At 39.4% G+C, this 24,921-nt stretch carries 18 protein-coding genes and 1 pseudogene; 3 read left to right on the top strand and 16 right to left on the bottom strand.

Annotated elements, in window-relative coordinates; translation table 11 throughout:
* Positions 1–4 precede the first annotated feature (4 nt).
* Positions 5–1,141, bottom strand: a complete 1,137-nt coding sequence (gene cydB, locus DRF63_RS01550) for a cytochrome d ubiquinol oxidase subunit II (RefSeq protein WP_005596209.1) — start codon at positions 1,139–1,141, stop codon at positions 5–7.
* Between the two features lie 13 nt (positions 1,142–1,154).
* The gene (locus tag DRF63_RS01545; protein WP_005596207.1) at positions 1,155–2,705 is read right to left on the bottom strand and encodes a cytochrome ubiquinol oxidase subunit I; all 1,551 of its coding nucleotides are present in this window, start codon (positions 2,703–2,705) and stop codon (positions 1,155–1,157) included.
* Positions 2,706–3,160: 455 nt separating this feature from the next.
* On the opposite strand from DRF63_RS01545, the gene DRF63_RS01540 reads away from it, so the two are divergent.
* Complete coding sequence (locus DRF63_RS01540; protein ID WP_005596205.1) at positions 3,161–3,493, top strand: DUF5339 domain-containing protein; 333 nt, start codon at positions 3,161–3,163, stop codon at positions 3,491–3,493.
* A gap of 78 nt (positions 3,494–3,571) precedes the next feature.
* Here DRF63_RS01540 and tcdA read toward each other — a convergent pair whose 3' ends face one another.
* The 9 genes and pseudogenes from tcdA to gyrA form a co-directional block, all read right to left on the bottom strand.
* Positions 3,572–4,336: a tRNA cyclic N6-threonylcarbamoyladenosine(37) synthase TcdA gene (gene tcdA, locus DRF63_RS01535; RefSeq protein ID WP_005596204.1), complete on the bottom strand. Its 765-nt coding sequence runs from the start codon at positions 4,334–4,336 to the stop codon at positions 3,572–3,574.
* Positions 4,336–6,279, bottom strand: coding sequence for an ABC transporter ATP-binding protein (locus tag DRF63_RS01530; protein WP_005596203.1), 1,944 nt, complete (start codon positions 6,277–6,279; stop codon positions 4,336–4,338). Before DRF63_RS01530 ends, tcdA begins: the two co-directional genes overlap by 1 nt.
* An 18-nt stretch (positions 6,280–6,297) precedes the next feature.
* Positions 6,298–9,429 (bottom strand): type I restriction endonuclease subunit R, encoded by a 3,132-nt coding sequence (locus tag DRF63_RS01525; protein ID WP_005596202.1) that lies wholly within the window; start codon positions 9,427–9,429, stop codon positions 6,298–6,300.
* A 138-nt stretch (positions 9,430–9,567) separates the two neighbouring features.
* Positions 9,568–10,224 carry an ATP-binding protein gene (locus tag DRF63_RS11435; RefSeq protein WP_233432337.1) on the bottom strand — a complete coding sequence of 219 codons (657 nt, stop codon included), beginning with the start codon at positions 10,222–10,224 and terminating at the stop codon, positions 9,568–9,570.
* The gene (locus DRF63_RS11430; protein ID WP_233432336.1) at positions 10,196–11,026 is read right to left on the bottom strand and encodes an AlbA family DNA-binding domain-containing protein; all 831 of its coding nucleotides are present in this window, start codon (positions 11,024–11,026) and stop codon (positions 10,196–10,198) included. The genes DRF63_RS11435 and DRF63_RS11430 overlap by 29 nt, the downstream gene beginning before the upstream one ends.
* A gap of 150 nt (positions 11,027–11,176) precedes the next feature.
* Positions 11,177–12,304, bottom strand: coding sequence for a restriction endonuclease subunit S (locus DRF63_RS01515; protein ID WP_005596201.1), 1,128 nt, complete (start codon positions 12,302–12,304; stop codon positions 11,177–11,179).
* 168 nt (positions 12,305–12,472) lie between these two features.
* Positions 12,473–12,789 (bottom strand): annotated as a pseudogene (locus DRF63_RS11385) (BRO-N domain-containing protein); the annotation flags it as partial.
* A gap of 1 nt (position 12,790) precedes the next feature.
* Positions 12,791–14,338 (bottom strand): type I restriction-modification system subunit M, encoded by a 1,548-nt coding sequence (locus DRF63_RS01505; RefSeq protein ID WP_005596198.1) that lies wholly within the window; start codon positions 14,336–14,338, stop codon positions 12,791–12,793.
* A gap of 97 nt (positions 14,339–14,435) precedes the next feature.
* Complete coding sequence (gyrA, locus tag DRF63_RS01500) at positions 14,436–17,126, bottom strand: DNA topoisomerase (ATP-hydrolyzing) subunit A (RefSeq protein WP_005596197.1); 2,691 nt, start codon at positions 17,124–17,126, stop codon at positions 14,436–14,438.
* Between the two features lie 179 nt (positions 17,127–17,305).
* Here gyrA and ubiG point away from each other — a divergent pair, with 179 nt between their 5' ends.
* Positions 17,306–18,010, top strand: a complete 705-nt coding sequence (gene ubiG, locus DRF63_RS01495) for a bifunctional 2-polyprenyl-6-hydroxyphenol methylase/3-demethylubiquinol 3-O-methyltransferase UbiG (RefSeq protein ID WP_005596195.1) — start codon at positions 17,306–17,308, stop codon at positions 18,008–18,010.
* A 56-nt stretch (positions 18,011–18,066) separates the two neighbouring features.
* Here the strand turns inward: ubiG and ruvB are convergent, their stop codons facing one another.
* The 5 genes from ruvB to potA all read right to left on the bottom strand — a co-directional run bounded on the left by ruvB (position 18,067) and on the right by potA (position 22,567).
* The gene (ruvB, locus tag DRF63_RS01490) at positions 18,067–19,071 is read right to left on the bottom strand and encodes a Holliday junction branch migration DNA helicase RuvB (RefSeq protein ID WP_005596193.1); all 1,005 of its coding nucleotides are present in this window, start codon (positions 19,069–19,071) and stop codon (positions 18,067–18,069) included.
* Positions 19,072–19,089: 18 nt separating this feature from the next.
* Positions 19,090–19,695 (bottom strand): Holliday junction branch migration protein RuvA, encoded by a 606-nt coding sequence (gene ruvA / locus DRF63_RS01485; protein ID WP_005596191.1) that lies wholly within the window; start codon positions 19,693–19,695, stop codon positions 19,090–19,092.
* Between the two features lie 136 nt (positions 19,696–19,831).
* Positions 19,832–20,599, bottom strand: a complete 768-nt coding sequence (gene potC, locus DRF63_RS01480) for a spermidine/putrescine ABC transporter permease PotC (protein WP_043991733.1) — start codon at positions 20,597–20,599, stop codon at positions 19,832–19,834.
* A complete protein-coding gene (potB, locus tag DRF63_RS01475; protein ID WP_005596186.1) occupies positions 20,599–21,465 on the bottom strand; it encodes a spermidine/putrescine ABC transporter permease PotB in 867 nt (288 codons plus the stop codon). Before potB ends, potC begins: the two co-directional genes overlap by 1 nt.
* On the bottom strand, positions 21,452–22,567 hold the full coding sequence (gene potA, locus DRF63_RS01470) for a spermidine/putrescine ABC transporter ATP-binding protein PotA (RefSeq protein ID WP_005596185.1): 1,116 nt from the start codon (positions 22,565–22,567) through the stop codon (positions 21,452–21,454). The genes potB and potA overlap by 14 nt, the downstream gene beginning before the upstream one ends.
* Positions 22,568–22,900: 333 nt before the next feature.
* On the opposite strand from potA, the gene rep reads away from it, so the two are divergent.
* Complete coding sequence (gene rep / locus DRF63_RS01465; protein WP_005596184.1) at positions 22,901–24,919, top strand: DNA helicase Rep; 2,019 nt, start codon at positions 22,901–22,903, stop codon at positions 24,917–24,919.
* The last annotated feature ends 2 nt before the right edge of the window (positions 24,920–24,921 follow it).

Here is a 24,921-nt window from a genome sequence, read left to right as displayed (position 1 = left end):
CTCCTTAGTATGCGCTTGCTTTGTTATCTTCTAAGTATTTAGCATCTAAGCGACCATACATTTTGAAATATGACCACGTAGTATAAGCTAATACTAAAGGCACAAAAATACACGCAACAACTAACATTACCATTAATGTATATTGACTAGCTGTTGAATCCCAAACCGTTAAACTCATTTCCGGATGAGAAATTGACGGCATAATGAATGGGAACATTGATACTGCCGCAGTCGTGATTACACCAACAAGCATAATTGATGAAGAGAAGAATGCAAAACCGGAACGATTCGCTTTAGAAGCAACGATCGTTAGTAATGCACCTACTACCGCTAATGCAGGAACTACCCATAATACCGGCATTTCAGCAAAGTTTCTAAACCATGCCGCACTTTCAACCGCTACCGTTTTATTGGTTAGGAAAGATTGTGCATTGTGATCTAAATCGCTTGTAATCACAAAACCGTCTTTAAATGATAGCCAAACACCGGCTAATACGAATGCCACTAATACAATCGCTGCCGTTAATTGTGCCGTTGCTCTCGCACGATTACGAAGATCACCTGTAGTTTTCATTTGTAACCATGTCGCACCTTGTGTAGTCAGCATCATTAAACTTACTACACCGCATAATAATGCGAACGGATTTAATAAACTGAAGAACGAGCCGGTATATACCACTTGGTTAATGTTATTAAATTCGAACGGTACGCCTTGTAATAGATTACCGAATGCTACACCGAAAATTAACGACGGAACAAAACCACCGATAAATAATCCCCAGTCCCAAGCATTACGCCATTTCGGGCTATCAATTTTAGCACGATACTCAAAACCTACCGGACGGAAGAAAAGTGCGGCAAGTACTAAAATCATTGCTAAGAAGAAACCGGAAAACGATGTTGCATAAACCGTCGGCCATGCGGCAAAGATTGCACCGCCGGCAGTTAATAACCATACTTGGTTACCGTCCCAGTGAGGCGCAATGGTATTGATCATTACTCGACGTTCAACATTACTTTTACCGATTACCGGCAATAACGTTAATACGCCCATATCGAAGCCGTCGGTAACCGCAAAACCGATTAGTAGTACGACAATAAGAATCCACCAAATAAAGCGGAGAATTTCATAATCGATCATTGTTCACTCCTTATTATTTCGCAGATTGTTCAAAATGGTAACGACCTGTTTTTAGTGCGCTTGGACCAAGTCTGCCGTATTTGAACATTAAGTACATTTCAACTACAAGGAATAGTGTATATAAACCGCATAACAAGCCGATAGCGATCCAAAGATCCGTTGTAGTTAATGCAGAATTAGATACGCCTGTCGGTAACATTTCATAAATTGCCCACGGCTGACGACCGTATTCGGCTAAGAACCAACCGGATTCAATCGCAATCCACGGAAGCGGAATACCCCACAACATTGCTTTTAGGAATAAACGGCTTTTACCAACCGTACCGCGCATATTTTGGAAGAATGCGAAACCGATTAAGAGAAGCATTAATCCGCCTGACGCCATCATAATACGGAATGCCCAGAACGTAGGACCTACGTTAGGAATCGTACTTGCCGCCGCTTTTTGAATTTGTTCTTCGGTCGCATCAACCACATTCGGCGTATATTGTTTAAGCAATAACCCAAAACCTAGATCTTTTTGAACCGCTTGGAATGCCGCTTTATCTTCTGCCGTATAATTACCCGTACGTAATTTTTCGAGTAATGCATAGGCTTGGATACCGGTACGAACACGTTGTTCGTTGATTGCACGAATGTCTTTTAAACCTTTAATTTCGGTATCAAAAGAACGTGTTGCAATAATACCCGCCATATACGGAATATGGATTGAGAACTCGTTTTTCATTTCCGCCGTATTCGGAAGTACAACTACGTTCCATGCAGCCGGAGCCGGTTGAGTTTCAAACTCACCTTCCATTGCAGCTAACTTAGTCGGTTGCGCTTTACCGATTTCATAACCGGATTCGTCACCCATAATAGCTACGGCAATAATAGCGACTAAACCGAAACTTGCACCGACAGAGAATGATCGTTTTGCGAAACCGAGATCTTGACCTTTTAAAATATAGTAAGCACTAATACCTAACACAAATACCGCACCGCAAGTATAACCTGCCGTTACCGTATGTAAGAATTTAGATTGCGTTACCGGATTTAATACAAGCTCGGAGAAGCTCACAAGCTCCATTCGCATTGTTTCGAAGTTAAACTCTGAACCGACCGGATTTTGCATCCAACCGTTTGCAACAAGGATCCATAAAGCGGATAAGTTAGAACCGAATGCCACCGCATAAGTCGCTAATAAGTGTTTACCTTTAGATAAACGATCCCAACCGAAGAAGAATAAACCGATGAAGGTTGATTCTAAGAAGAACGCCATTAAGCCTTCGATTGCTAACGGAGCACCAAAGATGTCACCTACATAGTGAGAATAATATGACCAGTTCATACCAAACTGGAATTCCATCGTAATACCAGTCGTTACCCCTAAGGCAAAGTTAATACCGAATAACTTACCCCAGAATTTAGTCATATCTTTATAAACTTCTTTTCCTGTCGTTACATAAAGAGTTTCCATTACTACAAGAACAAAAGAAAGACCTAATGTTAACGGCACGAATAAGAAGTGATAGAGAGCAGTTAAAGCAAACTGCAAGCGAGAGAGTTCAACAACGTCTAACATCTCAGACCTCTTATAAAGTACAATATTTATTATTATTGATTATTTAGAACAACAAATAATCACCCAACAGAATTTTGATCTAAAACAAATACCTAATACCAAATAGGTATTTAATTTTTTTAGAATCCGTTTGCTATTCTAACCTTAAATTTAAAATTTAAAAATAGCCAATTTGTTACATCAATCACATTTCGGATAAAAGTTTTACTACTTGTTAAAATATTGAATATTTTTGTTTAAAAAAATGTTTATTTTTCTTTATTAAAATTCTTATTCGTTCAAATATTCAAAATTTACTCGGATATAAAAATTGACATAAATCAAATAAAGAGATCCAAAAAGATCAATAAGTGTCACATTTTAGGATGACTTTTATTTCCTATCTGATATAATCGAAAAGATATCTACTATTTTAATGATAGTTTTCATCTATAACAAAAAAAGGTAAAACCATAATGTTAAAAAAATTTATCACTTCCGGTATTGTTAGTGTGATGTTTATTTCTACTATTCAAAATGCTGTAGCCGAGATGAAAACATCTTCACTTTCTATGGCGAAACCTTCGGTCAGTAAACATTTACCGTCTCAATGCCAACAAATGTTTAGTGTTGCGCATAAACTTGTTTCGGATGCGGAAAAGCAACCCGGTACGCATACCCAAGTGCAAAAGATGAAAAATAAGTTATCTTCCACTAAAGAAGAAATCTTAAAAATGGAAACCGAAATGCAAGAAAAAAGTTGTAATAAAGGTTTGACCGCACTTAATACTTTGAAACAAAAACATTAATATTCATTTATATAAAAGCCTCTGAAGATTTTTCAGAGGCTTTTATTTTCCAAAACTTTAATAAAATCCGACCGCTTATTACGATTTCAATAACTTGTCAATCACTCTACTTACCGCAAAAAAGCCGAAAGTTGCGGTTACCATCGTTACCGCACCGAAACCGTTTGCGCAATTCATCGTTGCCGATACCTCACAGCCCTCGCCCATTTTCGGAAAGATGAGCGGTTGCGTTGAGAAAACACAATCAATACCAAACTTACGCTTTGGATTTTGACTAAAGTTATATTCCTTACGCAATAACGAGCGCACTTTAGACGCCAACGGATCTTGAATCGTTTTACTTAAATCGGTAATTTGAATTTGGGTCGGATCGGTCTGCCCGCCTGCTCCGCCGGTAGTAATCATTTTAATTTTGTTACGTTTGCAATAGGCAATCAGAGCCGCTTTGGTTTTGACAGAATCAATCGCATCAATCACATAATCATAACCACGATTCAGATATTCGGGGATATTCTCCGGTGTGATGAAATCATCGATAATTTCTACCACACATTCAGGATTAATCCGTTCAATACGTTCTTTCATCGCTTCGGTTTTTAATTGAGCAATCGTACCGGTCATCGCATGAATTTGGCGGTTGATATTAGTTACGCAAATATCGTCCATATCAATCATAGTAATTTTACCGATCCCCGAACGAGCCAGCGCTTCCACCGCCCACGAACCGACACCGCCAATCCCAATCACACAAATATGTGACTGACGTAGTTTTGCTAAACCTTCCGGCGTATAAAGTCGCCCGATTCCGCCAAAACGTTGTTCATAATTATCCACTCTCGCCATTACGAATTCCCATTTTTGATATTTTCTAACGCTTCCCAACGCTCAAAAGCAGCTTCTAATGCCATTTCCGCATCTGCCAATTTTTGTAGCTGTGCTTGCGTATAGCTTGGAGCTTTACTGAAAAAGTCCGCACTATTTACTTCTGCCTGCAAACTTTCCATTTCCGCTTCTAGGGCTTCCATTTTGGCTGGCAACTCTTCAAGTTCTCTTTGCTCTTTATAAGAAAGTTTTACTTTTTTAGCCGGTTCCGACTTCACTACAAGCGGTTGTTTTTCTTCTGTTTTTTGCAAATTTTCTGCAGAATTTGACCGCTTGTTCGGCTGGTTCTGCGTAATATTTGCGTGGTAATTTTCTTGTTGCTGTTTCGCATCAAAATAACCGCCTACGTATTTATTTAATACGCCGTTACCTTCAAAGAAATAACATTCCGTTACGGTATTGTCTATAAATTGACGGTCGTGGCTCACAATCAGCAATGTGCCTTGATAATCCGCCAATAGATCTTCCAATAACTCAAGGGTTTCAACGTCCAAGTCATTGGTTGGTTCGTCCAGAATCAACAAGTTATTCGGCTTAAGCAATAATTTAGCCAACAATAAACGGTTACGCTCACCGCCCGACAAGGCTTTTACCGGTGTCATCGCACGTTTTGGAGGGAACAAGAAATCTTGTAGATAACCTAACACATGGCGTTTTACCCCGTTTACTTCAACGTCTTGTTTGCCGTCTGCTACGTTATCCATTACCGTTTTCTCAAGATCAAGCTCGGCACGATATTGGTCGAAGTAAGCCACTTCCAGTTTTGTACCGCAACGAATTGAGCCTGAAGTCGGTTGTAACTCGCCTAATAACAATTTGATAAAGGTGGTTTTACCGCAGCCGTTCGCCCCAACTAACGCAATCTTATCGCCTCGTTGAATGGTAGTTGTGAAATTTTTCAGTAAAGTTTTACCTTCAATTTCATAACTTGCATTTTCCACTTCAAATACGATTTTGCCGGAACGTGCGGTTTGATCGATTTGAATTTTAGCCGTACCCTGTACTTCTCGGCGATTACGGCGTTCTTCACGTAAGGCTTTTAATGCTCGCACACGCCCTTCATTACGGGTACGGCGAGCTTTGATGCCTTGACGAATCCACACTTCTTCCTGTGCTAATTTTTTATCAAACAGCTCATTTTGTAATGCTTCAACACGCAAATCTTCCGCTTTAGTTTCTAAATACACATCGTAATTACTTGGATAAGAAACTAGCTTACCTCGGTCAAGATCGACAATGCGAGTTGCCATCTTACGGATAAACGAACGGTCGTGTGAAATAAAGATGATCGAGCCTTTGAAATTGAGCAATAAATCCTCAAGCCAAGTAATTGCTTCCACGTCCAAATGGTTGGTCGGTTCATCTAATAACAAAATATCCGGATCCGCTACCAATGCACGAGCTAATGCCGCACGGCGAACCCAACCGCCTGATAATTCGCATAAACGTTTATCCGGATCCAATTCCAATAATTTAAGGGTATCTTGAATACGATTCTCAAACTGCCAACCGTTATTATGCTCAAGTTGCGCCTGTACATTCGATAATTTTGATAATAGCTCATCGCTATAATCCGTCTGCATTTGTTGCGAAATGGAGTGATATTGCTTTAATAAGTCGCTAAGATGTGCAATGCCTTCCGCCACATAATCAAAAACGGTATCTTGAATATGACGAGGCGGATCTTGCTCAAGGCGAGTCACCACAATATCTTTTTCAAAAATCAGCTTACCGTCATCTAACTGAACTTCGCCCGCCAAGACTTTCATCAGCGTGGACTTACCCGCCCCGTTGCGTCCAACCAAGCAAACTCGCTCGCTAGGTTCAATATGTAATTCCGTATGATCCAATAACGGATGATCGCCAAAACCTAAATAGGCATTGGATAAATTTAGTAGTGCCATTCTTATCCTAATTCTAAATTAAATACTTCCACCTACACCCTTAAACTTCTCAATAAATGAAACAATTTTTTGGAAAACCGTTTCCTTTTTCTTATGACGTTTAGGATCTAGTGGGTTCATTTTTGGTAACATACTCACCAAATCCGTGCCGTTTTCACTGGCATATTCGCGTTTTAGTGAGCTACTAATATAACGTTTTGCCGCTTCTTCGTTTAATTTTTCGGATTGAATCAGATCTTCTGCTTCTCTTCTTTGCTCTTTTTGGGCAAATTGGAAAAAGGCGTCTATCACGCTTGCTTTATCAGGGATACTGTTCAGATCTGTTTGATGAATAAAATCTACCACCAAACTTTCTTTCGCTCGATTCCCAATACTTGAACGAATCATTCGGCGAACTTCATCAACCAACTCATCTTTATTCTTGATTTTCTTATTATGTTCAAAAATCAGTTCAAGAATGTAATCTAGATTGATTTCCTGTGATTTTAGTAAATCAACCTCGAAAATAACGTCGCTCCAATCAACGGAAGATTTTGATTCAGTGTTATCTCGTTCACGTCGTTGCCAATCTCGAATATCATTATAAGCCGAACGATAATCTTGAACTTGACGCTCCGTAAGCGTTTCTAGTGCATTGCTGCCATAAATAGCTGGTGTTTCACAAACCTGATTATCTTGTCCTGATTTAACTAATTCGTGAAACTCATCATAATTTTGTAGCACATTTTCTAAGCGTAAATACTCACCAAACAACTTAGTAAATGCCTTCTTATCTTCTTCTGTTTTAAGATTATTTGGTTCCGGGAATTTTTCTTGTAATTCTTTAACGACCTCTAAATAACCACGATGTTTCTTGCCTGACGAATCTTCATAACCATGCATATGGTCTTGGTAGCTTCGCTCAAGTACAACATTACGAGTATTCGTATCACCAAATAAAGTGATCGCATCAATCGTTGCTTGCTCCAAATCACGAAAGGTAACAATGTTACCAAATGTTTTGGTTGCATCAAAAATGCGGTTCGTACGAGAAAAAGCCTGCATCAAGCCGTGATAACGCAAGTTTTTATCTACAAATAGAGTGTTTAGTGTTGGAGCATCAAAACCAGTCAGAAACATTCCTACCACAATTAGTAAATCAACCTCTTGATTCTTAACTCGCTTGGCTAAATCACGGTAATAATTCTGGAACGCTTTACTATCTACACCAAAATTGGTGCGAAACATTTGATTGTAATCATCAATAGCAACTTCTAAAAACTCTTTTGCCGAGCTATTCATTGCCGTTGGTTCAAAACCCTCATCTTCAATTTCGCCAATCGCATTCTGCTCTTCATTTGCCGCAAAAGAGAAAATCGTTGCAACTTTTAATGGTTTTTTATTCGAAATCTGTTGTGACAGATTTCTCACTCCTTCGGAGCCGTTGGCAAAGCCAACGTTCAAAACGCTTTGCGTTTTGTCAACCGCTTGTTGCTGTAATTTGAATTGCTCGTAATAATGCTTTGCAGCCTCCACACTACTTACCGCAAACATCGCATTAAAGCCCTTGCCTGTTGCATTCAAGCGGTGTGTTTTTTGCTTGAAATGACTCAAAATATATTGGGTAATTTCCTTAATACGTTCTGGGTGCAATAACGCTTCTTTGGTTTCAAGTGCGGTTAATTTATCAAGATTTTGCTCAGTTTCAATATCACGGAATTTCGGGCGAACATCATTATAATCCACCTTAAATTTCAGCACTTTTTCATCTCGAATCGCATCGGTAATCACATAAGAATGCAACTCTCGCCCAAATACACTCGCGGTTGTTTCAGTTCCTAACGCATTTTCAGGAAAAATTGGCGTTCCTGTAAAACCAAACTGGCAGAATTTTTTGAATTTCTTATGCAGATTTTTCTGAGCTTCGCCAAACTGTGAGCGGTGGCATTCGTCAAAAATAAAGACAACAGGCTGTTGATAAATCGCCAATTTATCTTCACTTTTCATCAAGTTATTGAGTTTTTGAATGGTGGTTACGATGATTTTATTATCATCTTTTTCAATGTTACTTTTTAACCCTGCAGTACTGTCCGAACCATTCACACTATCAGGCGAAAAACGTTGGTATTCTTTCATCGTCTGATAGTCCAAATCTTTTCTATCCACCACGAAAAATACTTTATCAATAAAATCTAATTCAGTAGCAAGGCGAGCCGCCTTAAAGCTGGTCAGCGTTTTTCCTGACCCTGTCGTATGCCAAACATAGCCACCACTCTCCGTATTACACCAATTATTCGCCAAATGTGAACTGCGAATTTTCCATAAAATTCGCTCCGTTGCTGCAATTTGATAGGGACGCATAATCAAAAGTGTATCACTCACATCAAACACCGAGTAAGTCAAAAGCACATTAAGCAAGGTATTTTTTTGGAAAAATGTGGCAGTAAAATCTTTCAGATCTTTAATTAAAGTATTATCCGATCTCGCCCAATTCATCGTGAAATCAAAGCTGTTTTTATCTCGCTTAGTGGTATTGGCAAAATAGCGAGTATCCGTGCCGTTCGAAATCACAAAAATTTGCAAAAATTTAAATAACGAATGTTCAGAATTAAAGCTCTCTTTGCTATAACGATGAATTTGGTTAAAGGCTTCACGAATTGCCACGCCACGCTTTTTCAGCTCAATCTGCACCAATGGCAAACCATTGACCAAAATAGTAACGTCATAGCGATTAGCGTGCGTGCCAGTCTGTTCAAATTGGTTAATGACTTGCACCTTATTGCGAGCGACCTGCTTTTTATCCACCAAATAAATATTTTGAATCCGCCCATTATCAAACACAAAATCATAAATATGGTCGTGATGAATTTTGCGAGTTTTATCAATGATATTTTCAGACGGTTTATCTAAATATTCCGTCAAAAAACGTTGCCATTCCGAATCTAAAAACTGCACATTATTCAGCGTTTCTAATTGTTTTCTTACATTTTGCAATAACGTCTCTTGACTATTTAGATCAGTACGATATTCATAACCTTGATTTTGCAAATCCGCAATCAATTCACGTTCCAAATCGCTTTCCGTTTGGTAGCTTGAGCCTTGCTCTAATCGCTCATATTTATCTAAAACGATAAATTTATTGGTTTCGGTAATGGGGGTGGTTTCAATCATTTTGCCTATACCTGATACTGGAAAGAAAAATAAAAACTTGCTTATTTTCTTTTAAATCTTGCTTAATACATAAAAACAATTATTTTTCAAAAAGTTATCACTTAATGCTAAACTTGCTTAAAATGTGTTAGAACTTGCTTAACCCTTTTTAAACGTATATGTTGCATTAACATCACGCTGTTTTAAGCTATGGCGCTCAATAATACGACTGTCAATAAAACTATTTAAATAAGCTCGTATTGAGTTAGCATTAATATTTGTATGTTCAACTAACTCGGTTAATGTTGCCACATTATTTAAAAATAGATAAGTAAGAATTTTTCTTTGTGTTTCATTGTAAGCTAACCAATTTTCTTCAATAAGAACCATAAGTTCCGTTGATATAGTTTTCTCGTGTAACCTGATCCGATTTCTCAATGTTAAATAGACATTACCATTTTGTTCTCGGTACTCTGGTTGAGTGAGCATTGATTTTTCCATTGACTCATAAATTCGAGAGACACCCTCATTTAGTTGGCGAACATAACCAAAATCCTCCAAAGCCCTTGCAATTCTAGGATTTCTTGCAAAACGCTCCGTTTTAATATTTTCAATCGTTACTTGTGCAGGTAATGGACCGCTATTGCTAATTTCTAGCCTGTCATCAAAATGTTTAATATAAATGGCATTACCAGAAACATTATAAGAACGATGACATAAAGCATTTACCACACCTTCTAACCACGCCTCTTCGGGATATTCAGGGACTTTCCTAAATTTACCTGTTTCAATATCTAAAAAATAATAATCTCTCAACGAAGCTCGTAAAAAAATAAGCCACTTCGTCAATCAGTTTAGGAATATTATTTTCAAAACGTTGATCTTTAATGACATTATGCTCTGTCCCCACCTTTGCAATCATTCCATCATAACGAATATAACGGACGGAAGCCGAAGGAATATAACGTTCAGGATTTTTACAAAAGAGTAAAATTGCAGATTTTTTAAGCTGATATTCACCCTCTTTTTTAGATACTAAATTACGATTATACAATAACTGAAATACATCACCTTTTGTGAAATTTACCTTCTCTTTATAGGTTTGTAGCAATTCTTGATCAAGATCATCCATATCAAAATCAACAACAACTTCATCTTCAAATAAACGAATATTTTTATCATATTCCAACTTTTTAATTTGCTCTTGATTAAGCTCTCTATTGCTATCAGCAACACGCAAATAAAATTTTTCGTTATCTTTACGACAATAAATACGCTCTAAATCTTGCTCAACGTGAAATAGAAAAATAAGTTTTTCATCTATTTCAATTTCTTCCAACTGAATATGGCAAGGCGGCTTAATAAAATCAAAAACGAGCTTACGATAATCATCTAATTTATCTGCAATCTGGCGTAAATCTTGTATCTCTCCTGCATCTGATACGCCAAAAGCTAAAATTCCACCATCAGCATTCAACATACCGATTAACTCTTCGGCAATTTTAGTGGGTTTAATATCTTTTTCACCCAACCCTTCACGCTCAAAATACTGATTTTCTGGCTGTGTCACTAAGTAATCCTTAGTCACGATACTGTTAATTTTTGATATAGATTCCATCTTTTTTCCTTGCTTATTTTCTCTCAAATCTTGCTTAGCAAAAATAAATTTTTATTTTTCAATAATGTTAGAAAACAACCTTTACCTTACTTAAACTACGTCAAAAATTGCTTACTACCGTAAAATACCCATCAACTAGATAATTTTGTACTACTGCTTAAACCCCAACAACTGCTCTCTATAATACTCATACTGCTTACGTCTAAGTTCAATTTCTTTTGGTAAACCGTCTGAAATAGAGTTCGTCAAGCGGTCAAATTTATCCAAAATATCCACGATTTTTTGCTGAGTGGCAAATGTAATATTAGGAATAGGTATTTTATTGAGATTTTGTTTATTTAGCTTAGGCTGGGCTGCACCTGAAATAAAAGGACTTAAATCTAAGTTGTTTAAATAAAACTCAACAAATTTACGTTCAACATCTGTTTTAAATTTTAAAACGTGAGCATGATTATTAACCCAACATTTACCAAGCACACTAAATGCAATAGGTGTATTTCTTGCAATCAAATTTGCACCATCTTCTGAAATTAATAATATTTCATCATCAAAAATATAATCTTCTACATAATCTACAATTCCAGATGCTCCATAATATGGAATACGACCTTTCTCACGCAAACCACTTTTTATAGGTTTTCTCATTGAGTTTAAATTTTCGGAAATTTTATCCAGTGTTATAAACTCCACATCATCGTCAAAAGTTAATAACTCATTACGATAATAATCATATTGCTTGACACGCAGCGATAATTCAGCTTCCAGCGTAGCTTCCAGCGTAGCTTCCAGCTTCGTAAAAATGTCAAGTGTTTTTACGATTTTTTCTTGAATTTCTAGAGGGGGGATTGGGATTTTATATTTATCCGTATCTGGAGTTGCAATTTGTGGCATTTGCATTTTTGAACCGATATTCTGAAAGTGCGGTTCATTTTGTTTTAGAAAATAATAAACAAATTTAATATTAATATTTTCATTTTTACTATGATATGACCACATTTCATTTTTATGAGAAAATGACTTGTCATAATATTCAAATTCAATAATTCCCCGTGATTTTACAATAATTGACGGTTCATTATTGATATCTTTTTGGGGAATATCATTAAAATCAACAAAAGCAACTGTTCTTCCGCCTGCAAAGATTTTTACAGGGGCATTTTCTTTATGCAATTCTTTCATTTGTCCCGCAGTTATTTTTGTGCCTTTTGTACGGATTAAAATCTCCCCCAAACTTTTCCATTCCACTTTACAATCTTTAATCAGTTCGAAAATGTTCATTGTTTATTTCCCATTTGCAAAAATTCATTAAAATTTGACCGCTCTTTATCTCTTGTAGGATGGATTTTAGCCCATCATTCGCCTACCCACACAAACCAATTTGATGGGTTAAAGCCCATCCTACTTTTACTACTTTTTGTTATTTTTTCTTTGCCATATCTTCAATCAAAGCCAGAGTTTGAACGGCTCGGCTTTGGGGCTCGGAATGGATTGAATAATGCGGAAAATGCCTGCCATATCAGCGGCATCCGTGCTATAAAATTTGCCATCGGAAGACTGCATTTTCAGTTGTACGATTTTTTCGTACAACTCAATTCCGCCTACTCATCGATGATTTTTCGTTTCAAATCACTCCAATAGCGGCGTGGATTGCTACTTTCCGTCAATGCTCCCACAATATCCACAATGCTAAAAAACCATTCTTCTTTTTCATCGTCCCAAGTTGAGCGGATTTGACGGTTTTCAAAAAGTTTGAGTTCGTTCATTTTACTTCCCCTCAATCTCCGCAATAATGCTGTCGATTTCGGTACGCAAGCGGTCGATTTTTTCCACAGTTTCGCTAATTTCGGCATTAAGTTCGCTGATGTTAATCACTTCTCGCTCATCTTTTGCCTCAACGTAAGAACTGACTGCAAGGTTGTAATCGTTATCGGCAATGGCTTGGTTGTCCACCATTTTAACTAAATGATCAACATCGGCTTTGTCGCCAAACAATTTCAGAATTTCAGCGATATGCTCATCGGTTAAAACGTTATTGTTGGTTTCTTTCTTAAAAATACCGCTTGCATCAATAAATTGAGTTTTGCTGTCGGTTTTATTTTTCGATAACACCAAAATATTTACCGCAATACTTGTGCCGAAAAACAGGTTTGGAGCAAGAGAAATCACGGTTTCTACAAAATTGTTATCCACCAAATACTGACGGATTTTTTGCTCTGCTCCACCACGGTAGAAAATGCCCGGGAAAGTAACAATTGCTGCACGTCCACGAGCCGAAAGGTAGCTCAATGCGTGCAAAATAAAGGCAAAATCGGCTTTAGATTTTGGGGCAAGCACGCCAGCAGGGGCAAAACGTTCATCGTTAATCAGTGTTGGGTCGCCATCGCCCACCCATTTCACTGAATACGGAGGGTTAGAAACGATTGCGTCAAACGGCTTGCTGTCGCCAAATTGCGGTTTGAGTAATGTATCGCCAAGCGTGATGTCGAATTTGTCGTAGTTAATGTTATGCAAAAACATATTCATACGAGCAAGGTTATAGGTGGTGTGATTGATTTCCTGACCGAAAAACCCTTCTTCGATGATGTGATCATCAAATTGTTTTTTCGCTTGCAACAAGAGTGAGCCTGAACCACAAGCAGGGTCATAAATTTTGTTTACCGCTTTTTGACCGTGCAAAGCAAGTTGTGCAATCAATTTCGACACATTTTGTGGCGTGAAAAATTCACCGCCCGATTTCCCCGCATTTGCCGCATAGTTAGAAATCAAAAATTCATATGCGTCGCCAAACAGGTCAATTTGGTTATCTTCAAAACGCCCAAAAGGTAGTCCAGCTACGCCTTGCAGTACCGCTGTCAAACGCTTGTTTTTATCTTCCACTGTGTTACCCAAGCGGTTAGAAGTGGTGTCAAAATCGGCAAACAACTCCTTAATGTCATTTTCAGAATCGTAGCCTGTAGCAGAGCTTTCGATAGCGGTAAAAATTTCTTTGAGTTCAGTATTTAAATTTGGGTTGCTATGGGCGTTTTTTACCACGTTTTCAAACAGCTGACTTGGGTAGATAAAATAGCCTTTTTCTTTAATAACGTGTTCTTTGCCTAATTTGATATTTTCATCATCGTCCGACCAAGCCGCATATTTTATGCTCTCATCGCCACCTTCGATATAATTCACAAAATGTTCGCTAATAAAACGGTAAAACAATGTGCCAAGCACATATTGTTTGAAATCCCAACCATCAACCGAACCACGTACTTCATTTGCAATTTGCCAAATACGGCGTTGAAGTTCCGCTCTTTGTTGAATTGCTGTCATCTTATCTTTCCTCTCTTTGCTTATAATCAAAAGCGGTCGGATTTTTGCAAAATTTTACCAAAATCCGACCGCTTGTTTAGGGTCTTACGCCCTTTGTTTAGGCTTCTGTTGAAGTTTCTGTGCTTTCTACGTTATCTAACGCTTCGCCGTTTTCGTCTTCATCATCAGGTTCGCAAACTCGTTCTACGCTTACTACGCTTTCATCATCTGCGGTGCGGATAATGCGGACGCCTTGGGTGTTACGACCAACGAGGCTAACTTCTGCAACTCGGGTTCGTACTAGCGTTCCGGCATCGGTAATCAACATAATTTGATCCGCTTCTTCAACTTGAACTGCCGCAACTACTTTACCGTTACGCTCATTCACTTTGATAGAAACCACACCTTTGGTTGCACGAGATTTAACCGGATATTCGCCAATCACGGTACGTTTACCGAAACCGTTTTGCGTTACAGTTAGAATATCGCCTTCCGTACGAGGAATCACAAGTGAAACCACACGGTCGGTATCAAGACTTACTGAAGACTCATCCGCTTCCTCGTTTTCAATTTCTACGATCTCCGCTTCTTCAATTTCTTCACTTGAAATGTCTGTCGTAGCAAGTTTAATGCCTCGAACACCGGTTGCGGTACGTCCCATTGCACGCACGGCTTTTTCTGCAAAACGTACTACTCGACCTTGTGCCGAGAATAACATAATCTCGCTCTCGCCATCAGTAATATCAACGCCGATTAACTCATCGCCTTCGCGAAGTTTTAATGCAATTAGACCGCTTGAACGCACGTTGCTGAACGCATCTAAACTCACTTTCTTCACCACACCGCTTGCGGTTGCCATAAAGATAAATTTATCCGCACTAAATTCACCGTTCGGAATCGGTAGAATCGCCGTAATACGCTCGTTTTCTTCTTTCACTAACGGCAGAATGTTCACGATTGGCGTACCACGTGCGCCACGACTTGCTTGCGGTAATTGATACACTTTCAATTGATATAAACGACCACGGCTTGAGAAACATAAAATCGTATCGTGCGTGTTTGCTACTAATAATTTCTCGATGAAATCGTCTTCTTTCATCTTAGTCGCCGATTTACCTTTACCGCCACGACGTTGTGCTTCGTAATCTGAAAGCGGTTGGTATTTCACATAGCCAGCATGAGAAAGTGTGACTACCACGTCTTCTTGAGCGATTAAATCTTCCATATTAATATCGCCCGAAGCCGCTGTAATTTCGGTACGACGTTCGTCACCGAATTCTGCTTTCACTTTTTCTAATTCTTCACGAATCACTTCCATTAAGCGTTCTGCACTGCTTAGAATACGTAACAATTCGCCGATTTCAGTGAGCAATGCTTTGTATTCATCCACAATTTTTTCATGCTCTAAACCGGTTAAACGGTGTAAACGTAATTCTAAAATTGCACGTGCTTGCGCTTCGGAAAGATAGTATTGACCGTCACGTACACCTAAGTTTTCCGGTAAATCTTCTGGACGTGACGCATCAACACCGGCAGCTTCCAACATTGGTGCGACATTACCCAATGCCCACGCACGAGCTAATAAACCTTCACGCGCTTCGTCCGCTGTTTTTGAGTTACGGATTAATTCGATAACCGGATCGATATTGGCTAACGCAATCGCCAAACCTTCTAAGATATGCGCACGCTCACGCGCTTTACGTAATTCAAAAATGGTACGGCGTGTCACCACTTCACGGCGGTGTTTTACGAACGCTTCGATAATTTGTTTTAAGTTCAATACTTTCGGCTGACCGTGATCAAGCGCAACCATATTGATACCAAACGTGACTTGCATTTGAGTTAATGAGTAAAGGTGATTTAATACCACTTCACCCACTGCATCACGTTTTACTTCGATAACGATTGAGATACCTTTTTTATCCGAGTGATCTTGAATACCGCTAATGCCTTCGATTTTCTTATCTTTCACTAATTCGGCAATTTTCTCGATCAACTTCGCTTTGTTTACTTGGTACGGAAGCTCAGTTACCACAATTTGCTCACGCCCTTTTTCCGTGGTTTCTACACTTGCTTTAGCACGCACGTAAACTTTACCACGACCGGTACGATACGCTTCTTCAATCCCTTTACGACCGTTAATAATCGCCCCTGTTGGGAAATCCGGACCAGGGATAAAACGCATTAATTCTTCAATGCCGATTTGCTCGTTTTCAATGTAGGCTAAGCAACCGTCCAACACTTCATTTAAGTTATGCGGCGGAATATTAGTCGCCATACCCACCGCAATACCGGATGAACCGTTGACCAATAACGCTGGGATTTTGGTCGGTAATACATCAGGAATCATCTCTTTGCCGTCATAGTTCGGCGAGTAATCCACGGTTTCTTTATCTAAGTCCGTTAATAATTCCTGCGTAATTTTTTGCATACGCACTTCGGTATAACGCATCGCCGCCGGCGCATCGCCGTCAATCGAACCAAAGTTACCTTGACCGTCAACCAACATATAACGAAGTGAGAACGGCTGTGCCATACGTACAATGGTGTCATACACAGCGGAGTCACCGTGCGGGTGATATTTACCGATTACGTCGCCCACCACACGTGCAGATTTTACGTGCGGGCGGTTAAAGGTATTGCTGTTTTGATCCATTGAGAATAACACGCGGCGGTGCACCGGTTTTAAACCATCACGCACATCGGGAAGCGCACGTCCGACAATCACAGACATCGCATAGTCGAGATAAGACGTTTTTAACTCGTCTTCGATACTGACGGGGGTAATATCTTTGGCTAATTCGCTCATTGAAATTTCCTAATCACGTTTAAAGAAGTAGCCCTATCCATTAGGGCGAAAAATTTATTCAATTATAGCACAAAAAACAGTTGAAAGTTGGATTTTGAAAGTTGAAAATGAACACAAGCGGTTAAATTAAGAGAATATTTTGCAATTTGACCTTTTTTACTTACTTAAGACAATTTTCTATGAATAACATTGATCAAACAGAACTCGATAAATTTGAAAAAATGGCAGCCACTTGGTGGGATCCGAACGGCAGTTTTAAACCGATTCACTTACTTAATCCGTTACGTCTAGACTATATTCAGCAAAAATCGAACGGCTTATTCGGCAAAAAAGTCTTGGATGTCGGCTGTGGCGGAGGCATTCTAAGCGAAGCGATGGCAAAAGCCGGTGCAAATGTTACGGGTATTGATATGACAACCGAACCGCTTGACGTTGCACGTAAACACGCCGAAGAAAGCGGATTAACCATTGATTACCGCCAAACCACGATTGAAGATTTTGTGCAAAATCAGACCGCTTGTCACGCTGAAAAATTTGATGTGATTACCTGTATGGAAATGTTGGAACACGTACCGGATCCGCTTTCGATTATTCAAAGCTGCAAGGCGTTACTCAAACCGGATGGAGTGCTGTTTTTCTCCACCATTAACCGTACGCTTAAAGCCTATATGTTAGTTATCATCGGGGCGGAATACGTGCTTAAAATGTTGCCGAAAGGCACGCACGAATTTGAAAAATTTATTAAACCGGCGGAATTATTAAATTGGTGTGATATGGCGAATTTACGCTGCCAAGAAATGAAAGGTTATCATTTTAATCCGCTAACCGAAAAGTTTTGGCTGAATAATGATGTCAGTTGCAATTATATTGCAATGTTAAAATAGTATAGGAAACAAGCGGTTATTTTTGCCTAAAATTTTACAAAAATAACCGCTTGTATTTAATCTAACTTCGCAATGCCTAAATGCGCATAAGTTCGGCTGGTGGCAATACGTCCTCGCGGTGTTCGTTGCAAAAAACCCTGCTGAATCAAATAAGGTTCAAGCACGTCTTCAATCGTATCTCGCTCCTCACCAATTGCTGCGGCTAAGTTATCTAAGCCGACCGGGCCTCCGTCAAAACGTTCCACAATCGCTTGCAGTAACTTGATATCCATAAAATCAAAGCCTTCGGAATCTACATCAAGCATTGCTAACGCTTGTTTGGCAATATCAGAGGTAATCACGCCGTTATTACGTACATCGGCATAATCTCGCACACGGCGTAATAAACGATTGGCAATACGTGGTGTGCCTCGTGAACGGCGAGCCACTTCATAAGCAGCATTCGGCGATAAATTTAAGTTTAAGCAATCGGCACTGCGTTTTACGATCGAGGTTAAATCATCCACCGAGTAAAACTCTAAACGCTGTACAATACCAAAGCGGTCACGTAACGGAGAAGTCAGTGAGCCGGCACGGGTGGTTGCCCCCACTAAGGTAAACGGCGGTAAATCCAGTTTAATTGAACGTGCCGCCGGTCCTTCGCCAATCATAATATCCAGCTGATAATCTTCCATCGCCGGATACAGCACTTCTTCAATTGCCGGTGATAAGCGGTGGATCTCATCAATAAATAACACGTCATAAGGCTCTAAATTAGTCAACATTGCCGCCAAATCGCCCGCTTTCTCCAGCACCGGTCCGGAAGTGGTACGAATATTCACGCCCATTTCGTTGGCAACAATATTAGCTAAGGTGGTTTTACCCAATCCCGGCGGACCAAAAATTAATAAGTGATCTAGCGCCTCATCACGCAATTTTGCCGCTTTAATAAAGATCTCCATCTGCTCTCGTACAGACGGCTGACCGACATAATCCGCCAATAATTTAGGACGAATCGCACGATCAATCACTTCCTCCTCACGCTTCGGCGAGGCACTAATTATTCTATCTGCTTCAATCATTTAAGGTATTTTTACTTTTTAAAGAGAGGCTTTTAATGCTTCACGAATTAATTGTTCGCTGGTTGCACCCGCTTTATTCACTTTCTTAATCATCTTCTCAGCATCAGCGAGTTTATAGCCTAACGCCACTAAGGCATCACGGGCTTCATCTGCCGGATCGTGCGAATGTGTTGCAACAATCGTTTCAACCGAATGTTCTTCAAAGAAATCACTTTGTGCCACACCTTTGAATTTGCCTTTGAGTTCTACTAATAAACGCTCGGCTGTCTTACGCCCAATGCCCGGAATTTTAGTTAATTTAGCTAATTCTTCATGTTCTACCGCATTCGCAAATTGTGAAACTGACATCGCCGATAAAATCGCAAGGGCTAATTTAGGCCCAACACCGTTGGTTTTAATCAATTCACGAAATAGTGTTCTGTCTTGCTTTTGTGCAAAACCAAATAATAAATGTGCATCTTCACGTACGACTAAATGCGTAAAGATTGTGGCTTCTTCACCTACTTGTGGCAAGCTGTAAAAGCTCGTCATCGGCAATAGCACTTCATATCCGACACCTTGAACATCAATTACCATTTCAGGCGGTTGTTTTTCAATAATTTTACCGTGTAATCTTCCGATCATTGATTTTATTCCAAACTAAAAAATTTGCCTTAGCATAACAGAAAACTGTATAGAATAACAGGCTAACAAGCGGTCTATTTTGGCTAATTTTTTGCAAAAAAATAGCCCGCTAATCAGCGAGCCATTTTTAATCAAATTATGCTTTTTTTCTTACCACTAATTGGCTTAAGACCACCAATGTTAATGAGAAAATAATCATAATCGTTGCTAACGCATTGACTTCCGGCGTTACACCCGTTTTCACCAGCGAGAAGATTTTTAACGGTAATACTTCATAACTTGGGCTGGTAACGAATGATGAAACCACTACGTCATCCAACGAAATGGTAAAGCTTAATAACCAACCGGAAATAATCGATGGTAATGCCAACGGTAAAATAATTTTACGTAAAATCGTTACTTCGCTTGCACCTAAATCTTTTGCCGCTTCCAACATCTTACCGTCAAAATCGCTTAAACGAGATGAAATAGTAATAACCACATAAGGCAAACAGAAAGTAATATGCGCAATTAATAGCGAAATAAAACCGAGTTGCACACCTAAAATCATAAATAGCACTAATAATGAAACTGCCATTACGATATCCGGCGACATCATCACGATAAACAGTAAACCACCGACCATTTGCTTACCACGGAATTTATAGCGGTATAGCGCAATCGAAGTTAATGCCCCTAAAATGGTTGAAAATGTTGCGGCAAAAAACGCAATCGTTAATGAGTTCATCGTCACTTGCACTAACGTATCATTAGCGAATAAACGCTCATACCAGTTCCAACTGAATCCTTTCCATTGTAAGCCGTAACGGTCTTCGTTAAATGAGTTTACCACCAAAATAATAATCGGAATATAAAGGTAGGCAAACACCACGAACATAAAAAAGTTTCTTAAGGTCTTTTTCATTATTCAAGCTCCACCTTTTTATTTAATAATTTATTTGCACGGTAATAAACATATAACATTAACGCCATTAACACGGTAAGGGCGATACTAACCGCCGAACCTAATGCAAACTGGTTGGTATTTAAGAACAAGCTCTTAATAATATTACCGATTAACGGTGTTTTACCGCCGCCTAATAAGTCGGCAACATAGAACATTCCCATTGCCGGTAATAATACTAATAAACAGCCTGCTACAATCCCCGGCATTGTCAGTGGAATGGTTACACGCACAAAACGTTGGAAAGCATTCGCACCTAAATCTTTTGCCGCCTCTAATAAACGACCGTCAATTTTCTCGATAGAAGAATAAAGCGGTAAAATCATAAACGGTAACAGGATATATACTAAACCGATAATAATCGCCAATTCGGAGTTTAATAAACGAAGCGGTTCGTCAATTAAGCCGATTGCCAATAACGCCTCGTTTAATACCCCCTTCACGCCTAAGAAAATTTTAATGCCGTAGATACGGATCAGTGAGTTTGTCCAGAATGGCAATACCACTAAAAACAGTAAAATCGGGCGAATCTTCGCCGGCATTTTAGCGATAATAAACGCAAACGGATAACCGATGATTAAACAGAAAAACGTTGCTATCGCCGATATTTTAAACGAGTTCCACAATACCGTTGCATAGGTATCGTTGAACAACTGCGTATATGCGTCAAGGCTAAAGATGAAATCTACAAAGTATGCGCTTTGGCGGTTTTCGGTTAAAAAGCTGATTAACAGTACCAATACGTTCGGTACGAGTACAAAAAGCAACAACCAACCGAAGATAACCGAAACCGTTCCGGCTTGGAATTTGTTGTTAGCAATCTTCATCGTTGAGTACAACCTCCCAACCTTCATACCAAGTTAATGCCACTTTTTGACCGACCTCGTGATCGATATTCGGATCATCTTCGTTAAAGAATTCACTTACCAATACCGTCATACCGTTATGATCAAGTTTCACGCTTGATTCTAACGTCATACCTTTATAATTACGATCTAAAATATGACCGACAATCGCTTTAGAGCTTTCGTTTTCGTCCAACTCTTCGATCAAAATATCTTCCGGACGTAACAATACTTTCAGTTTTTGATTCGGCTGAACGTCCATATCTTCCACTTTAATATTACAGATACGACCTTCTACATTCGCTTTTACATTACGCGCATCAACACGTTCAATCACGGTTGCATCAAACACGTTGATTTCGCCGATAAAACGAGCGACAAATAAATTACTTGGTTCTTCATAGATTTCACGAGGCGTACCGTCTTGCGCAATTTTACCGCCGTTCATAACGATAATACGATCAGACATGGTTAATGCCTCTTCTTGATCGTGCGTAACGAAAATAAAGGTAATGCCTAACTGACGTTGTAATGCTTTTAACTCGTTCTGCATTTCTTTACGCAATTTATAATCAAGTGCAGAAAGCGATTCGTCCAATAATAATACTTTCGGCTTATTTACTACCGCACGAGCAATGGCAATACGTTGTTGCTGACCGCCCGAAAGCTGAGCCGGTTTTTGTTCCGCTCTATCTTCCAAACGCACCATACGCAATGCTTCCATTACGCGAGGTTTGATTTGATCATTCGGCACTTTTTGCATACGTAAACCGAACGCCACGTTTTCAAAAATCGTCATATGCGGGAATAACGCATAACTTTGGAAAACCGTATTGACCGGACGTTGTTCGGCCGGAACGTTAGATACATCTTGACCGTCAAGAATGATCGAACCTTCCGTCAAGTCTTCAAAACCCGCAATTAAACGTAACGCTGTTGTCTTACCGCAGCCTGAAGGACCTAAAATAGTTAAAAACTCACCGTCATTAATGGTTAAATTTAAATTTTTAAGAATCGTTTTGCTACCATAGCTTTTCGTCACATTGCGTAGTTCGATGATTGGTTTTTGTTCTAACTGTTCCATCTACTTTTGTCTTCCCCCTAGGGCATAAAATGAAAATGCAAAATCTGAATTATTTTCAGAGCGAGTGCGTAACTATACGCATAAAATTAACTGCTAATGATATAGCGAACAGCTCAATTTTAAAAGCAAAAATTTGATTTTTAAGGCATTTATTTCGGTCGAGAGCCACTAAATAAGCGGTTAAATTTCGCTGATTTTTTGTAATGTTAAATTAGTTTCAATTCTTCGATACAGATCGCAAAATTTTAAAGAAATTCGACCGCTTGTTGTCTTTCGGCTAAAATATTGCGGTTTAAAAAGTGACTGAAGATAAAGTAAATAAAAGTAGATAAAATGAAATTAAATGATCAACAACAACAAGCGGTGGAATATGTAACGGGCGCTTGCCTCGTGTTAGCAGGAGCCGGCTCGGGCAAAACTCGTGTCATCATTAATAAAATCGCTCATCTGATTGCGCATTGCGGTTACTCGCCAAAGCAAATCGCAGCGGTAACCTTTACCAACAAAGCGGCACGTGAAATGCGTGAGCGTGTTGCCCATTCCATCGGTAAGGAAAACAGCAAAGGGCTAACCATTTCGACTTTCCACACGCTTGGTTTTGAAATTTTAAAACGTGAGTATAAATTACTGGGTTTCAAATCCGGTATGACGTTGTTTGATGAACACGATCAACTCGCATTACTCAAACATTTGTTACCGGAAAATGCGGCGGAAGATAAAGATTTACTCAAAGCATTGATTTCTACTATTTCCAACTGGAAAAACGATCTGCTTTCGCCCGAAATGGTATTAACACGTGTGCGAGATGAACGTGAACGTGTGTTTTCGCATTTTTATCGGCTCTACCAAAATCAGCTAAAAGCCTATAATGCGCTTGATTTTGACGATTTAATTATGCTGCCGGTATTGCTGTTCCGCCAATTTCCGGAAGCGAAAACCCGTTGGCAGCAGAAAGTCCATTATCTACTGGTGGATGAATACCAAGATACCAATACCAGCCAATACGAGCTGATTAAATTATTAGTAGGCGGTGAAGCAAATTTCACTGTGGTAGGTGATGATGACCAATCGATCTATTCATGGCGTGGTGCAAAACCGGAAAATATGCAACGTTTGCGTGAAGATTTCGATTTGAAAGTGATTAAACTGGAGCAAAATTACCGTTCCAGCCAACGTATTCTGCATTGTGCCAATATTTTGATTGATAACAACGATCATATTTTCCAAAAACGCTTATTTTCAAATTTAAGTGAAGGCGAAAAATTAAATGTTATCGAAGCCAAAAATGAAGAACATGAAGCGGAACGTATTGTCGGGGAATTGATTGCCCACCGTTTTTCTAACAAAACTAAATACAAAGATTATGCGATTTTATATCGTGGTAATCATCAATCTCGCTTGTTGGAAAAATTGCTGATGCAAAATCGTATCCCCTACAAAATTTCCGGGGGAACGTCATTTTTCGCCCGTGCCGAAATTAAAGATATGATGGCTTACTTGCGTTTAGTAGTTAATCAAGACGATGATGCGGCATTTTTGCGTATCGTTAATACGCCAAAACGAGAAATTGGTGCGGTAACGCTGGAAAAATTAGGCTTACTTGCCAATGAGAAACAGGTCAGCTTGTTTGAAGCGATTTTCGATTTTGAATTGATTCAACGTCTGACACCCAAACCCTATCAAGCATTGCAAGATTTTGCCCGTTGGATTGTCGAAATTGCCGACCAAGCGGAACGCTCTGATCCGATTGAAGCGGTAAAAGATTTATTGGCAAAAATTCAATACGAAGCCTATTTGTACGAAACCGCCACTTCGCCGAAAGCGGCTGAAATGCAAAGCCGTAACGTGCAAACGTTGTTTGAATGGGTGCAAGGTATGCTGGAAGGCGATGAAATTGAAGAACCGATGACGTTAGTGCAAGTGGTAAACCGCTTGACGTTGCGTGATATGTTAGAACGTGGTGAAGATGATGATGAAGCGGACCAAGTGCAATTAATGACGCTGCACGCTTCAAAAGGTTTGGAGTTTCCGCACGTTTTCTTAGTCGGGATGGAAGAAGGTATTCTGCCGCACCAAACCAGTCTGGATGAAGATAATGTCGAGGAAGAACGCCGTCTTGCTTACGTAGGCATTACTCGAGCGCAACAAACGCTAACCTTTTCACTCTGTAAAGAACGCCGCCAGTACGGTGAAATTATCAAACCGGAACCAAGCCGCTTCTTACTTGAATTACCGCAAGACGATTTAGTTTGGGAAAGTGAAAAACCGAAAATGACCGAAGAACAGAAAGTCGAAAAAACCTCAGCCAATATCGCCAACCTAATGGCGATGCTAAAGGCAAATAAAAAGTAAGA

Origin of the sequence: Actinobacillus pleuropneumoniae, assembly GCF_003290385.1 — a bacterium.
Lineage (GTDB): Bacteria > Pseudomonadota > Gammaproteobacteria > Enterobacterales > Pasteurellaceae > Actinobacillus > Actinobacillus lignieresii.
The sequence above is the reverse complement of the archived record's forward strand: the minus strand, read 5'-3'. Positions and strand labels throughout refer to the sequence as shown.